Below are 13876 nucleotides of genomic sequence, written 5' to 3'. Positions count from 1 at the left end.
CCTGAAGTTTCGCTCAATCTTTTCGCCAGCTTGCAAAGCTCTTTAGATGTCTGGAGCTTACGAATGATTCGACTTCCCGCCGCAATCCGGCATCGAAAGAATTCGTGGGGCGCGTTTATGGGCCGAATCAGGGAAGTCCTCAAATACTTCGACATCTTCAAGAAAGCCTACGCCGACATTCTCGACAACCACATTATGGCGATGGCTGCCGGTTTGTCGTACTACTTTGTCATGTCGCTGTTCCCGCTGCTGATTCTGGCGGCAGCGGTGGTCGGCTATCTTCCCATACCCAACCTGTTCGACCGCATCCTCGCCGCCATGGCACAGTTCGTTCCTCCGGACAGCATGGGTCTGGTTCGCGCCGTTCTCAACCAGATCATCACTCCCCATCAAGGCAGTTTCCTGACCTTCGGAATTCTCGGCACACTTTGGGCGGCCTCAGGGGGATTCTCTTTCCTTATCGAGGCCCTTAATGTCGCCTATAACGTTCCGGAAACCCGCCCCTTCTGGAAGACGCGCCTGCTCGCCATCGAGCTGATGTTCGTTACCGGCATCCTCATGGTCCTCGGCGTAGCCCTCATGTTCGTCGGACCTGAATTCGGCGGATGGCTCGCTGCCAAGGTCGGTCTCAGCCAACAGTTCGCCTATTCGTGGCCTATCCTGCGCTGGATTTTTTCCGTCTCCTTCATGGTGCTGGCCGTGGAAGTAACATTCTTCCAGGCGCCCAACGTCAAACAACGTTTCTGGGCCACCCTTCCCGGAGCGGCCATTGGCGTAGGATTTTGGATCGCCACTTCCAGCGCCCTGGGTTTCTACTTCCGCAGCTTTGCCAACTACAACAAGACGTACGGAACGCTGGCCGGTGCCGTTGCCCTGATGGCTTGGCTCTACTACAGCTGGTTCATGATCCTGGTCGGTGCGGAGTTCAATAGCGAATTGCTCAAAGCCGCCGGACACGGACGCCTCCCCCTGAAGCAGCCTCCGCCGCACGCCATCCGCGTCCGCCCCGCCTGGGAAGAAGACCTTCGCACCGAAGCCGAAAAGGCCAAGGACCAGGCCGCGTAGTACATTTATGGTTCTCGGACTTTAAGCTGACGGGGAAATTCCGCGGTTAGGCCAACCCTCAACCGCCATTTACAATAAATCGCGATGCCGAGGACTCCACGCTACACCCCTGAACACGCGCGCTCCGGTCTCGACGCCAGATTTCCCGACATCGAAACCTGGCCCAATCAGTTTCCGAAATACGAAATCCTCATCGAGATCCCGGAATTTACCTCCGTCTGTCCCAAGACCGGTTTGCCCGACTTCGGCGTCCTCACTCTTCGCTATATGCCCGACCAGCGCTGCCTCGAACTCAAGTCGCTGAAGGAGTACCTGCTCACCTACCGCAATCTCGGCATCTTCCAGGAGAACATTGTCAACCGCGTCCTGGAAGACGTGGTTCGCGCCGCTCGCCCCATTTGGGCCGAGGTTACCGGCGAATTCAACGCACGCGGCGGCATCGGCAGCACGGTCATCGCCCGCTGGCCACGACGAAAGTAGTCATTAAGCGGCATCCGCTTCCCGGCACAGCCACTCGGCCCCTAACCCCCAGCCCCTTCCAACTGCTATATTCCCCAATCACGCATGCGCCGTGCCGCCCACCCTGTCGCCGCCCTCACCATCCTCACCGGCCTGAACTTCTTTAATTATGTTGACCGCTCCGTTCTCTTCGCCGTGCAGCCGCTGGTGCAAAACGAATTTCACCGCACCGACGCCGAGTTCGGCCTGCTTACCACCGCCTTCTTCTTTTGCTATATGTTCACCGCGCCCCTGATCGGCGTGCTCGCTGACCGCGTGCAGCGCCGCGGCATCATGGTGGCCGGCGCCATCGTGTGGAGCGCCGCCACGCTGCTGACCGCCGCCACCTTCGATTTCCGCACCCTCTTCATCCGCCACACGGTGGTCGGCATCGGCGAAGCCACGTTTGTGACCATTGCGCCATCCTTCCTCGCCGATCTTTTTCCGGAAGCGAAGCGCGGGCGCGTTCTCGGCGTTTTCTACCTCTGCATCGGTCTCGGCACTGCCGTTGGTTACATCGTGGGTGGCAGCGTCAGCAAAATCCATGGCTGGCGCGCCCCTTTCTACGTCGCTGCCGTTCCGGGTTTCCTCCTCGCCGCCGCTCTCGCATTTATCCCCGAACCTGCCCGCGGCATGCAAGACACGCTTCCTGAGACACGCGAGCGCGCCACGGTTCGCGGCCTGGTCCGCAATGGCGCCTTCTGGACCGCCACCCTCGGCATGGCGATGTGGACCTTCGGTGTCGGCGCTCTCCAGGTCTGGATGCCGACCTTCCTCTCTCGCATGCGTCACGAGCCGCTGGAAAAAGCCAACCTGATTTTTGGCGGCATCACCGCGTTCAACGCCGTCTTCGCCACCTTGCTCGGAGGCTGGATCGGCGACCGCTTTCTGCGCAAAAACCGCGGCGGCTACTACATTGTTTCGTCCATTACCATGCTGATCGCTCTTCCGGTCATGCTGGTCGCCATCACCAGCCATGGCTCATGGATGTATCCATCCATGTTCCTCACTGAATTTCTGCTTTTCCTGAACATGGCGCCGCTCAACGCCGCTGTCGTGAACTCTGTCGGCGCCCACATCCGTGCAACTGCCATCGCCGTCAACCTGTTCACGATTCACCTTCTCGGCGACGCCTTCTCTCCTACCTTGGTCGGATACATCTCCGACCGCAGTTCGCTGCAGACTGGTTTTCTCGCCGCCATCGTTGCCGTCGGCATTGCTTCCGGCATTTTGTATTACGGCAAGCGGTTCGCTCCTCCGATCAAAATTGACGAACCGCAACCCGCGGGAGCCGTCCTGTGATCGCGTGGTGGTTTTTCGGCTTGGTGCTCGCCTGGATCTGGATCGACCGCCTTCGTGACAGCCGCAACATCCGGCGCGTTCCGGATATCACTATGCCCGAATGGGCAGGGCACGCCTTTGAAACCGCCAACCGGCAAGCGAAAGCCGGCAACCCCAAGGTCTCAATCATCGTTCCCGCCCGCAACGAAGCCGCGCACGTCGAAGCCGCTCTGCGCTCGGTGCTCGCGCTCGATTACCCCAATTACGAAGTCTTCGCCATCAATGACCGCTCCACCGACTCCACCGGCGAAATCATTACCCGCCTCGCTGCCGCCCACAGTGGCGCGCCGCTGCATGTGTTGCACGTCATCGACTTGCCCCCCGGTTGGCTGGGCAAGCCGCACGCCATGTGGCTGGCGGCACAGCAGGCGACCGGCGACTACCTTCTCTTCACTGACGCCGACGTTAGCTTCCGCCCCGACTGCCTCCGCCGCGCGATTAGCTGCGCCGAGCAGCAGCAGGCCGACCACCTCGTGCTTTTTCCCAGTTACATCCTTCACAGCGCCGGTGAAAAAATCATGCTTGGCGGCTTTCAGCTTCTGTTCATTTTCGGGCATCGCCCATGGAAAGTTGACGATCCCGACTCCGCCGACTTCATCGGCCTCGGCCCGTTCAATCTCATCCGCCGCGCCGCCTACCAGACTGTCGGCACCTTCAGCGCGCTCCGCCTCGAAGTCATCGAGGACATGAAACTCGGCAAGCTCGTCAAGGCTCGCCGGCTGGCGCAGCGGAACGTCTTCGGGCCGGGACTGCTGCCCTGGTCCTGGGGACGCGGCGCTCTTGGCCTCTCGCGGAACCTGACCAAGAACCTGTTCGCGCTCATGCAATTCCGTATCGCCAAGGCTCTGGGAGCTTGTGTGCTCTGGCTCTTTTTGAATCTCATGCCGTTGATCGGAATTGTCCTGGCGCCGCGCTGGCCCAAGCTTCCTTACGCCGCTGCCCTCATTGCGCTTGCCGGCATCTACGTCGGCATGGGACGCCGGACCGCGGTGCCGGCCTGGACCTTTCTTTTCCATCCGATCAGCGCGCTGCTCATCGTGTTCACCATGTTGCGTTCTATCGCGCACACGATTCGTCACCGCGGAATCATCTGGCGAGGCACGCGCTATGAATTGGAGGAATTGCGGAAGGGAATGGTGTAGGAATTGAAAATTTGCAATTTTAAAATTTGAGGTTCGAAAACGGTTCGAGTATGCCGTTGATTGTCGATGTCTGGTACCTGTTCCAAACTTAGAATTTTCAATTTCAAATTCTCAAATTTCCAATTTCGAATTCCTTACTGCGGCGATGCTTTGCTCTTGGGGGCAGATGGCGCCTTGGGACTGAATTTCCCCTTCCGCTCCGCGTCATATTCTTTCGGAACCGGCGGAAGTTTTGCGGACTCGCCCTTCAACTGGCGCACATCGCGCAGTACGATCTCCGCATGACCACGCCAGCTGGTGATCTTCCCGAAAATTTCGATCGTCTTTCCCTCCAGCGCGCGCACGTCGCCGACATCTTTCACGTGGGAAGGGAACACCACCACCGTAAACGGACATTCACGGTAGTTCTGGCAGAAATTGAGGAAGAACGTTCCGCTCTTGCTCTGCCCAACGCTCACCACTTGTCCCGTCACGCACTCCTGCGCCCCGATCTTGTTCTCCGCCTCGGTGTGGGGAATACACTTCGCCGCCGCGCCCGATCCCATCAGGAGCGAGGCGAGCACGATGGCAAAGGTTTTCACAGAAGTCCTCGGACCGTGGCATCATCTGTCACACGGAGCCTGTGGCTTGGCTGAAGCGCGGCCCGGTTGGACCGCGCTCCCGGGAGGATTACTTGGCGAAGGAACCGACCGCTGCGGCTTCGTCGTCCTTGATGTCAAATACGGTATACAACTTCGTGATCTGAAGCAGGTCGTGCACTTTCTTGGTCAGGTTCAGCAGCTTCAGGTCTCCTCCTCCATTGCGCACCGTGGTAAAAGCGCTGACCAGTTCGCCGATGCCCGAACTGTCGATATAGGTCACGTCGCCCAGGTTCAGCAGGATCTTCTTGTTGCCGCGATTGAGCAGGTCGCGGACCAGGTCGCGCAGCACCACGCTGCCTTCCCCGAGCGTGATGCGGCCGCTCAGGTCAACAATAGTGATTCCATTCACCTGGCGCGTGCTGGATTTCATCGTCACTTGGATTCCTCCTTGCCCCCGGCCTTGGGGCCGTGGACGTTCTTGATCATCGTGATCTCTGTGCCTGGTTCCAGGGTGCGAATCCGCACCTCGTCCATGAATGCCCGAATCAGAAAAATTCCGCGTCCCGATTGCTTCAGCAGATTTTCCGGCGCGAGCGGGTCCGGAATCGCTTCCGGTTTCAGCCCCTTGCCTTCGTCCGAGACCGTGACCACCAGCGTTTCGCCCGTGTTCTCGAACCCGAACGTCACCTTTTTCGCCGGATCGTACGCATTTCCGTGCAGCACCGCATTGACCGCCGCCTCGCGCACCGCCATCGATATGCGGTTCACGTCCTCTTCGTTAAAGCCGGCTTTGGTCGCGATTTTGGTCGCGACCTCCTCGGCCTGGTTGACGCTTTCCAGCGTCGAATCCATTCTGTAGGAGACCCGCATGGCGGTCGACATAAGTTGTTACGGTCCAGCCCAGCCGCTTGGCGGCATACGCCGGAAACGGCCTTGCTCCGCGAATTCGGTAGTTTGCCTATCGAACCCAGGAATGTCAACGCGAACAGTAGGCTCAAGGCTCACTACCCAAGGCGCAACGCACGAGGAGCTATCGAAATCCCGGTATGTCGAGCCTGCTGACTGCCGGGTACCCCTGACTCCCGACTCATGACTACTGTCTGCTGGATTCCCCCTCTCCCTTTACGTATGCTCAGGCAGGCATCTTATGAAGCGTAGGCCCTGCTCCTTGATCCTTGGGCCTTGCGCCTTGTACTTTGGCCTTGGGCGCCTTGTCCTATGTCCACCTTTGCCCTGTCCGAACTGCTGAGAGCTCCGGTCTTTGACTCTTCCGGCGCTCATGCCGGACGTGTCCGTGAGGTGGCGCTTTCTCCGCAGGACGATCCCGTTCGTCTCGCCGCCTTGGTGGTCCGCACGCGTAAAGGGGAAGACCGCCTCCTGAGCATGAACCAGGTGGCCTCCATTGACGGCATGGTCAAGGCGCGCAACAAGGCCTCGGAATGGCCCGCTTTTTCCGCCTCCGAAGGCCTGCTGCTGTTGGAGCGCGATCTGCTCGACCAGCAGATTATTGACGTCCACGGCCGCAAGGTGGTGCGCGTCAACGATGTTGATCTCCATGAAGACGTAAGCGATCACCATCTTGCGCTCAAGCTCGCCGCCGTCGATGTCGGTGCTCGCGGCGCCGTCCGTCGTCTTCTCAAGGGACTGGTTCCGGGCGGCGCTCTCCGTCCGTTGCTTCGGACGCTGCCCGAGAGAATGATTCCCTGGGAGTTTGTCGACATCATCGAGACCGACCCTGCCCGCCGCGTAAAACTGAAAATCTCGCACGAACGGCTGGCCAAGCTTCATCCCGCCGACATTGCCGATATTGTCGAGGAGCTCGCTCCCGCTGAGCGCGAGGCCGTTTTCGAGACCCTCGACGAAGAAGTCGCCGCCGAGGCCTTGGAAGAGATCACCCCCAAGCTGCAGCGGTCGATTGTGGAGTCGCTCGACTCCGATCGCGCCGCCGACATCGTCGAGGAGATGGACCCCGATGCCGCCGCCGACCTGCTCGGCGATCTGCCGGCGGAACGCTCGCAGGAAATTCTCCAGGAGATGGAACCGGAACAGCGCGAGGAAGTCAGCGAGCTGCTCGAGTTCAACGAAAACACCGCCGCCGGACGCATGACCACCGAGTACCTGGCGCTGCCCAGCACGGCGACCGTCAACGACGCCGTCGAACGCTTGCGCAGCTTTGAGGGCGGCGTGGAAGGCGTCGTCTCCATCTTTCTGCTCGACGAGGCCGGCAAGCTCGTCGGCGCCGTGCCGCTTTCCAATGTCGTCATTGCAAAATCCGACACGCCGCTGGTCTCGCTGTCGATCGCTCCCCTCATCTCCTGCAACTCCGCCTGCACCGAAAAAGATGTCACCGAGCTGTTCGACAAGTACAACCTGCTCACGCTTCCCGTCCTGGACCCGGACGGCAAACTGACGGGCGTTGTCACCGCCGATGATGTCATCTCCCTGCTTCGAAGCAAGGTGAAGTAATGGCCACCATCTCTTATCTCGAGTGCTCCAGGTGCGGCGAGCGCCTCAGTGCCGATCAGCCTCGGACCCTCTGCCCGCGTGACGCCGGCTCGCTCTACGTCCGTTACGACCTCGACGCCATCAAGAACAGCTTTACCCGCGAATCGCTCGCCGGTCGCGGCGCTTCCATGTGGCGCTATGCCGAAGTTCTCCCGGACGCGCCTCCGGTCACGCTCGGCGAAGGTTTTTCGCCCATGCTGCCCAGCCGCACCACGCCGAACGTCTTCATCAAGGACGAGGGCATCAATCCTACTGGGTCGTTCAAGGCGCGCGGAATGTCCGCCGCGGTTACCATGGCGCGCGCCTACGGGCTGAAGAAGCTGGCCGCCCCTTCCGCCGGCAATGCCGCCAGCGCGCTGGCCGCCTATTGCGCGGCGGCGGGACTGGAAGCGCACATCTTCATGCCGAAAGATGTCCCGCAGGCCAACCGCATCGAATGCGAATCCTACGGCGCCAAGGTCAACCTGATCGACGGCCTCATCAGCGACTGTGCCCGCATGCTCGGCGAGCGCAAGGAAAAAGAAGGCTGGTTCGACGTCTCCACGCTCAAGGAGCCGTTCCGTGTCGAGGGCAAGAAGACCATGGGCTACGAAATCGCCGAACAGCTTGGCTGGACTCTGCCCGATGCCGTGATTTATCCCACCGGCGGCGGCGTCGGCCTCATCGGCATGTGGAAGGCTTTCGACGAGATGCAGCAACTGGGATGGCTGATTTCCGGTGCGAAGCGGCCGAGGATGATTGCCGTCCAATCCACCGGCTGCGCTCCCATCGTCAAAGCCTGGGACGAGCACCAGCCGGTCTCCGAAGCCTGGAAAAACGCCGCCACCATCGCTGCCGGCTTGCGTGTCCCCAAAGCTTATGCCGACTACATCGTGCTCGACATCCTGAAGCAAAGCTCGGGTATCGCCGTCGGCGTCAGCGACGATGAGATCATGGCAGCATTCCAGACATGGGCGCACGACGAAGGTGTCTTCGCCGCTCCTGAGGGCGCGGCGTCCCTGGCGGCTTACAATCGCCTGCGCGCTGCAGGCTTCCTGAAGAAGAGCGACACCGTTGTCCTGTTCAATACCGGTTCCGGTCTGAAATACATTGACGTAATCGCCGCTTACCTGGGCAAAAAGAACGCCCTCGCCGGGGCGGCCCCGGCGAAACCCGCGGGCAGGGCCATCGGCGGCATCATCCAACCCTACTGATGACTGGTGCATTGATAAGTGGTGGAGAGCATTCGCCCTCGAACGCGTGCGTGCGGCCCACGCGCCTCCGCGTGTGCATATACTTCCATGAACGAATATGAGCGAGCGCCTTTATTACACCGACCCGAACCTCACCGAGTTCGACGCCACCTATCTTGAATCGCGTCATGTGGCCGGGCAACTTGCGTTGGTGCTGGATCGCACTGCTTTCTACCCGACCAGCGGCGGGCAGCTTCATGACACCGGATGGCTGCTGGAGACCGGCTCAGGAACGAAGCTGCGCGTCAGCGAGGTGGCCGAGGGCGAAGACGGCTCCGTCCTGCATTACGTCGAAACGCCGGCAGATGACTTTTTTCCCCTCGCCATCAAACGGGACGTGCCGGTTCGGGGCGTGATCGATGCGCCTCGCCGCCGCGATCACATGCAGCAGCATACCGGCCAGCACCTGCTCTCGGCCGTGTTCATCGAACTGTTGAATGCGCCCACGGTCTCCTTCCACATGGGGGATGAGAACTGCACCATTGACCTCTACGTGAAGTCGCTCGGCGTGGAACAGATCCGCGAAGCCGAGCGGCGCTGCAACGAAATCATCACCGACGACGTTCCCGTTGCAATCAAGTTCGCCACGCTCGAAGAAGCGTGCGCGCTCGGCGTGCGTAAAATTCCTGCCGACTTGAAGGACACGCTGCGCCTGATCGAGATTCGCGGCCATGACCTCACCGCCTGTGGCGGCACGCACGTCAGTCGTACCGGTGAGATCGGCTCCATCCTGCTGCGCAAGACTGAGAAGGTGAAGCAGGGCGTGCGCGTGGAATTCGTCTGTGGCGGACGTGCCATTCGCACCGCCCGCAAGGATTTCGAAACCCTGACCTCGGCGGCGGCGCTGTTCTCCAGCCACATCTACGACATCCCGGAGCAAATCCGCAAAAACGCCGATGAAGCGAAGGCGGCAGGGAAGCGCCAGCAGAAGACACTGGCTGAGCTGGCGGAGTTTATGGCCGCGGCGATGCTCGCGGATGCAACCGATCGTGTGGCGCTAGTCTCCGGCGCGGCTAGCGACGCAAAAGCCGGCAGCATTCGCCTGGTAAAGCGAGCGTTCACCGACCGCGATGTCGCATTCGTCAAGTTACTGGCGCAAAAACTGAGCACGCAACCCAACGTGGTTGCCCTGCTGGGCGCTGCCTCGCCGCAGCCATCGTTGGTCTTTGCGCAGTCTGCCGGCGGCGGTTTCGATATGGGCAATCTGATGAAGGAAGCCATGGCGGCAGCCGGCGGACGAGGCGGCGGCTCGCGCGACATGGCCCAGGGGGGCGCTCCTGCTGGAGCCGACGTTCAAGCGCTGCTCGATTCCGTTGCGAGCAAGATCACGAATGCTTCTTAACCACCGGCACCGGATACACCGAGGCGCACCGATATGGAAAAGAACTCGGTGTAGTCCGGTGTTCTCGGTGTCTCGGTGGTGAACCGATTTGTGGTGAATCGCTATGTTGGTCGTGAACACATGCTAGAGTAGGCTGGAAACACGCATGGATCGCCTTGTAGCCATCAACCTGCTGATCCAGCTTGGCGTCGCTGCCGCCGTGGCCAGCGCGCTGGTGCGCTCGCGCACCTTCAAAGACCTGCTTTTCGCCGAGCAACGCTCCCTGCCGCAAACCCTCTACCTCGTCCTCTGGATTGGCATGCCCTTCGCGCTTGGCGTGGTGGTACGGGTCACCACCCCGAATTTCCTGGCCGCCGACCTCTCGTTTGAAAGTTCCATGCTGACCGGGATCATTGGCGGGCCACTCGCCGGATTGCTGGGCGGGGTCCTGGTCTCGCTGCCCTCCGCCGTGCACACGGAATGGATCAACCTGCCGTTCTGCGTGTTCGCAGGCATCGTTGCCGGCAAGATGCACGACCTGACCAAGGACCGCGAGGACATCTGGTCCTTTTCCCCCGGCATTGACCTCAGCATTTATCGCTGGATTCGCCGCAACCTGCCGCGCCCCAAGGTGGACTGGCAGATCGCGTTCTTTTTTCTGATCCTCGCCCTGCGCTTCCTCAAGCTGGAACTTCACCGCTGGCAGCCGAACCGGATTTTCAGCGTCGACAGCGGCAGTATGTGGATCCAGGTCGCCATTTTCGCGGCCTCGGTGATGTGCGTCGCCATCCCGATGAAGATCTGGAACAACACGCGCATCGAGATGAAGTTGGAAGAGCAGCAGCGCGCGCTATTGCAGGCGCGCATGGAGGCCCTGCAGAGCCAGATCAACCCGCACTTCCTGTTCAATACCCTCAACTCGGTCTCGTCGCTGGTGCGCTTCGATCCCGACACTGCGCGTGACGTCATCGTGAAGCTCGCCAACATCCTGCGGCGACTGCTGCGCAAAGGCGACGCCTTCGTCCAGCTGCGCGAGGAGTTCGAATTCATCGACGATTACCTCGACATCGAGGTGGTGCGTTTCGGGCGCGACAAGCTGACCGTCGTCAAAGACCTCGATCCCGCCTCCCTCGATGTGGTCGTACCCAGCATGATCTTGCAGCCGCTGGTCGAAAACTCCATCAAGCACGGATTGGCGCCCAAGATCGAGGGCGGCACCATTTACCTGCGCAGCCGCCTGCGTGATGACGGGCACGTGGTGGTGGAGGTCGAGGACGACGGCGTGGGCATGGGCGCTGCCAACATCCTGGAGCCGCCCAGCGGGATCGGCGGCAGCGGCATCGGCATGGCCAACATCGCCGAGCGCTTGCGCGTGCTCTACGGGGATTCCGCCAAAATGGTGATTGATAGCGGCTCGATCGGCGGCACCCTCATTCGCCTGAACCTGCCGGTGCTGCAAGCCTACGACATCGGGGTCTCGGTCTCCACGGCTTACTCCGACGCCCGCTCCAGCACGCCGCGGTAGAACTTCTCGTACTGCGGAATGATTCGCGTCGAGCAGAAGTGGCCCTGCGCCGTGTGCCTTCCCGCTGTCCCCATGTCCTTTAATCGTTCGCCGCTGGTGAGCAGGTCAATGGCGCAGCGCGCCATCCCTTCCACGTCGCCCACCTCGGCCATGAATCCGTTCTTGCCGTGCTCGATCACCTCCGGCACCCCGCCCACGTTGGTTGCGATCGGCACCACCTGGCAGGCCATCGCCTCCAGCGCCACCAGCCCGAAAGACTCCAACTGGCTGGGCAGGAGCAGCACGTCCGCGGTCGCGAGCTTCTCGTTCACCTTGTCCTGCTTGCCGAGGAATATGACGCGGTCATGAATGCGCTTCTCCATCGCCATCCACTCGGCACTCGAGCGGTCCGGGCCGTCCCCGATGAGCAGCAGCTTGGCGGGAACTTTCTTCTGCACCCGGTCGAAGATTTCGATTACGTCCTGCACCCGCTTGACCGGACGAAAATTGGAGAGATGGACCAACAGGCGCTCGTCCTCGCGCGCAAACTCACGCCGGCGTTCCGCCGCCTCCGGATCGCGCCGGTACACGTCGCAATTCACGAAATTGTAAATCACCTGGATGTTACTGCTGAGCTCGAATTCCTTGAGCGTACGCTCGCGCAGGTACTTCGAGATGGCGGTGACGCCGTCGCTCTGCTCGATGGAGAAGCGCGTGATCGGAAGATAGGAGCGGTCCTGCCCGACCAGCGTGATGTCGGTCCCGTGCAGCGTGGTGACGAACGGCAGCCGCCGCTTGTTCTTCGACGTTGCCGACATCTGCTTCGCCAGGTAAGCGCTCACCGAGTGCGGGATGGCGTAGTGTACGTGCAGTAAATCGAGCGCGTAGATCTCCGCCACCTCCGCCATCCGCGTGGCCAGCGCCAGGTCGTAAGGCGGATAGTCGAAGAGCGGGTAATGCGAGACCTCGACCTCGTGATACCAGACGTTCGGCTGCGGGCCGGAGAGGCGGAACGGCTGGGCGTAGGTGATGAAATGAACTTCGTGCCCGCGTTGCGCCAGCTCGATGCCTAGCTCGGTGGCGACGACGCCGCTGCCGCCGTACGTCGGATAGCAGGTTATGCCGATCTTCATGGGCGCAATGCTCTCGGCCATTAAGCGTGGTCAGATGCTGCACTCGAGGTGCACGGGGTTTGATTGTCCTGCAGCAGCCGGGGACTCGCAAATTGCGGGGAAGTCCGCAAAGCGGAATGAGTCTTACTTCGGGAATATCGTCGGCGGTAGAAAAGGCCGAGACGGGTGGCGGACAGCTTGATGGTCAGCGAATGGCAGTGCGCGGAAGCAGACCTACACCGCGCGGCTTGCTTCTTCGGCCTCTTCTTCTTTGCCGCCGGCTTCGTCAAGGTAGAGCTTGATCTTTTCCAGCAGGGAAGGGAAGAGTTCTTCTTTGGCCAGGCACGCCTTGACGTCGCTTCCGCCTTCGACCGGCCCGTATCCCGTCACGATGATCACGGGGATGTGCGGGCTGATGGAGTGGACCTTGCGCGCCAGTTCCAAACCGCTCATGCCTTCCATGCGCATGTCGGTGACGATGATGTCGAACTTTTCTCGCTGGAATTTTTCCAGCGCATCGGCGGCGCTGTAGGCGCAAACCGCCCTGTAGCCTTGCATCTCCAGGATTTCGCAGCTCAGGCGAGCCAACATCTCGTGGTCGTCAACGAAAAGAACGGCTTTCATGATGGCCCCTTCGCGCGAAGCGCGCACGACTGCGTACGCTGAAATGGCCGGGCGGCAACCTGCCCCAAGGCTGCCTGATTTAGTTTCTTCTACTTGGAAAAGAGATGCCCAAAGCGGCAAATTTATCGCCGGCGTGAACCGTATGACACCCGACTTTCGTGCCATCTCGGAGCACAGGAGCGCTGTTTCGGCGCCAAAACCGCATCGTTGACCGCCCTTTTCCTGGTCACCGCTATCCTTGCCTCATGGCCTGAAGGCGGTTCGGGTTAGGGACTTCGCTCGAACACGGAGTAGTTCGCAAATCCGGCGATTGGACGAAATCAGCTCTCCGCTTGTTTGACACCGCGCAAATCTGAGAGCAGAATCATCGCCTATTCCATCGGCTCCCAACCTCAACTACGAGGAGTCACTTCCATGAAAAGCATAAAACTCATTGTTCCGGTTTTGATCGCCGTCTCCCTGCTGGTCGTGTCGCTGGCTTGGGCGCAAGGCGGAAATCCACCCGCAAGCACCAAAGAAAGCGGGAAAACTTCTGGTCACGGCATGACTGCGGTAGAACAGACCGGACGCGAGAATGTCGAGCAGCAAATCGTCGCGTTGTCAGATCAGCTCACACAGGCGTTCGCGAAAGCCGATACCGGCTTTATGGAGAAGTACTGCGCCGATGATTTCACGGCAATCCACAGCGACGGCAACTTATCAACGAAAGCTCAGGAGATCGGCAACGTCAAGTCCGGTGCCTTAAAGTGGGACTCCGTTGACACCCACGAGAGCAAGATCCATGCGTATGGAGACACCGCGGTGCGCATCGCGCTGGCCTCTTCGAAGGGCACCGTCGGCGGAAAGCCATATAGTGGCGATTACCGCACCACTCAGGTTTGGGTGAAGCGCAAGGGCAACTGGAAGATAGTCGCGTTTCAGTCAACGCGAGTGCCATCAGCGAGCCAGTAA

Annotated in this window: 14 protein-coding genes; 9 read left to right on the top strand and 5 right to left on the bottom strand. The window is 60.5% G+C overall.

From position 1 onward, the window contains the following. Window positions 1–63: 63 nt before the first annotated feature. The 4 genes from VFI82_02250 (at window position 64) to VFI82_02235 (ending at window position 4046) form a co-directional block, all read left to right on the top strand. Window positions 64–1065, top strand: coding sequence for a YihY/virulence factor BrkB family protein (locus VFI82_02250; protein ID HET7183477.1), 1002 nt, complete (start codon window positions 64–66; stop codon window positions 1063–1065). Between the two features lie 84 nt (window positions 1066–1149). Further along, the gene (gene queF / locus VFI82_02245) at window positions 1150–1545 is read left to right on the top strand and encodes a preQ(1) synthase (protein ID HET7183476.1); all 396 of its coding nucleotides are present in this window, start codon (window positions 1150–1152) and stop codon (window positions 1543–1545) included. 84 nt (window positions 1546–1629) lie between these two features. After that, on the top strand, window positions 1630–2865 hold the full coding sequence (locus tag VFI82_02240) for an MFS transporter (GenBank protein ID HET7183475.1): 1236 nt from the start codon (window positions 1630–1632) through the stop codon (window positions 2863–2865). Then, window positions 2862–4046 (top strand): glycosyltransferase, encoded by a 1185-nt coding sequence (locus VFI82_02235; protein HET7183474.1) that lies wholly within the window; start codon window positions 2862–2864, stop codon window positions 4044–4046. The genes VFI82_02240 and VFI82_02235 overlap by 4 nt, the downstream gene beginning before the upstream one ends. A 134-nt stretch (window positions 4047–4180) precedes the next feature. Here the strand turns inward: VFI82_02235 and VFI82_02230 are convergent, their stop codons facing one another. The 3 genes from VFI82_02230 to VFI82_02220 form a co-directional block, all read right to left on the bottom strand. Continuing rightward, window positions 4181–4627 carry a hypothetical protein gene (locus tag VFI82_02230; protein HET7183473.1) on the bottom strand — a complete coding sequence of 149 codons (447 nt, stop codon included), beginning with the start codon at window positions 4625–4627 and terminating at the stop codon, window positions 4181–4183. An 88-nt stretch (window positions 4628–4715) separates the two neighbouring features. Continuing rightward, on the bottom strand, window positions 4716–5063 hold the full coding sequence (locus tag VFI82_02225; GenBank protein ID HET7183472.1) for an STAS domain-containing protein: 348 nt from the start codon (window positions 5061–5063) through the stop codon (window positions 4716–4718). Beyond that, the gene (locus tag VFI82_02220) at window positions 5060–5509 is read right to left on the bottom strand and encodes an ATP-binding protein (protein HET7183471.1); all 450 of its coding nucleotides are present in this window, start codon (window positions 5507–5509) and stop codon (window positions 5060–5062) included. Before VFI82_02220 ends, VFI82_02225 begins: the two co-directional genes overlap by 4 nt. Before the next feature lie 336 nt (window positions 5510–5845). On the opposite strand from VFI82_02220, the gene VFI82_02215 reads away from it, so the two are divergent. The 4 genes from VFI82_02215 to VFI82_02200 all read left to right on the top strand — a co-directional run bounded on the left by VFI82_02215 (window position 5846) and on the right by VFI82_02200 (window position 11210). After that, window positions 5846–7093: a CBS domain-containing protein gene (locus VFI82_02215; GenBank protein ID HET7183470.1), complete on the top strand. Its 1248-nt coding sequence runs from the start codon at window positions 5846–5848 to the stop codon at window positions 7091–7093. After that, complete coding sequence (locus tag VFI82_02210) at window positions 7093–8325, top strand: threonine synthase (GenBank protein HET7183469.1); 1233 nt, start codon at window positions 7093–7095, stop codon at window positions 8323–8325. The genes VFI82_02215 and VFI82_02210 overlap by 1 nt, the downstream gene beginning before the upstream one ends. Window positions 8326–8422: 97 nt before the next feature. Continuing rightward, window positions 8423–9706, top strand: coding sequence for an alanyl-tRNA editing protein (locus VFI82_02205; protein HET7183468.1), 1284 nt, complete (start codon window positions 8423–8425; stop codon window positions 9704–9706). A gap of 145 nt (window positions 9707–9851) precedes the next feature. Continuing rightward, the gene (locus VFI82_02200) at window positions 9852–11210 is read left to right on the top strand and encodes a histidine kinase (protein ID HET7183467.1); all 1359 of its coding nucleotides are present in this window, start codon (window positions 9852–9854) and stop codon (window positions 11208–11210) included. Here the strand turns inward: VFI82_02200 and bshA are convergent. Further along, the gene (gene bshA / locus VFI82_02195; protein HET7183466.1) at window positions 11177–12322 is read right to left on the bottom strand and encodes an N-acetyl-alpha-D-glucosaminyl L-malate synthase BshA; all 1146 of its coding nucleotides are present in this window, start codon (window positions 12320–12322) and stop codon (window positions 11177–11179) included. The two genes, VFI82_02200 and bshA, sit on opposite strands and share 34 nt — an antisense overlap. Before the next feature lie 213 nt (window positions 12323–12535). After that, window positions 12536–12925, bottom strand: coding sequence for a response regulator (locus VFI82_02190; protein HET7183465.1), 390 nt, complete (start codon window positions 12923–12925; stop codon window positions 12536–12538). A 414-nt stretch (window positions 12926–13339) separates the two neighbouring features. Between VFI82_02190 and VFI82_02185 the strand changes: the two genes are divergently transcribed. After that, window positions 13340–13876, top strand: coding sequence for a nuclear transport factor 2 family protein (locus tag VFI82_02185; GenBank protein ID HET7183464.1), 537 nt, complete (start codon window positions 13340–13342; stop codon window positions 13874–13876).

The organism is Terriglobales bacterium, assembly GCA_035691485.1.
Classification (GTDB): Bacteria; Acidobacteriota; Terriglobia; order Terriglobales; family Acidobacteriaceae; genus JAIQGF01.
The sequence above is the reverse complement of the archived record's forward strand: the minus strand, read 5'-3'. Positions and strand labels throughout refer to the sequence as shown.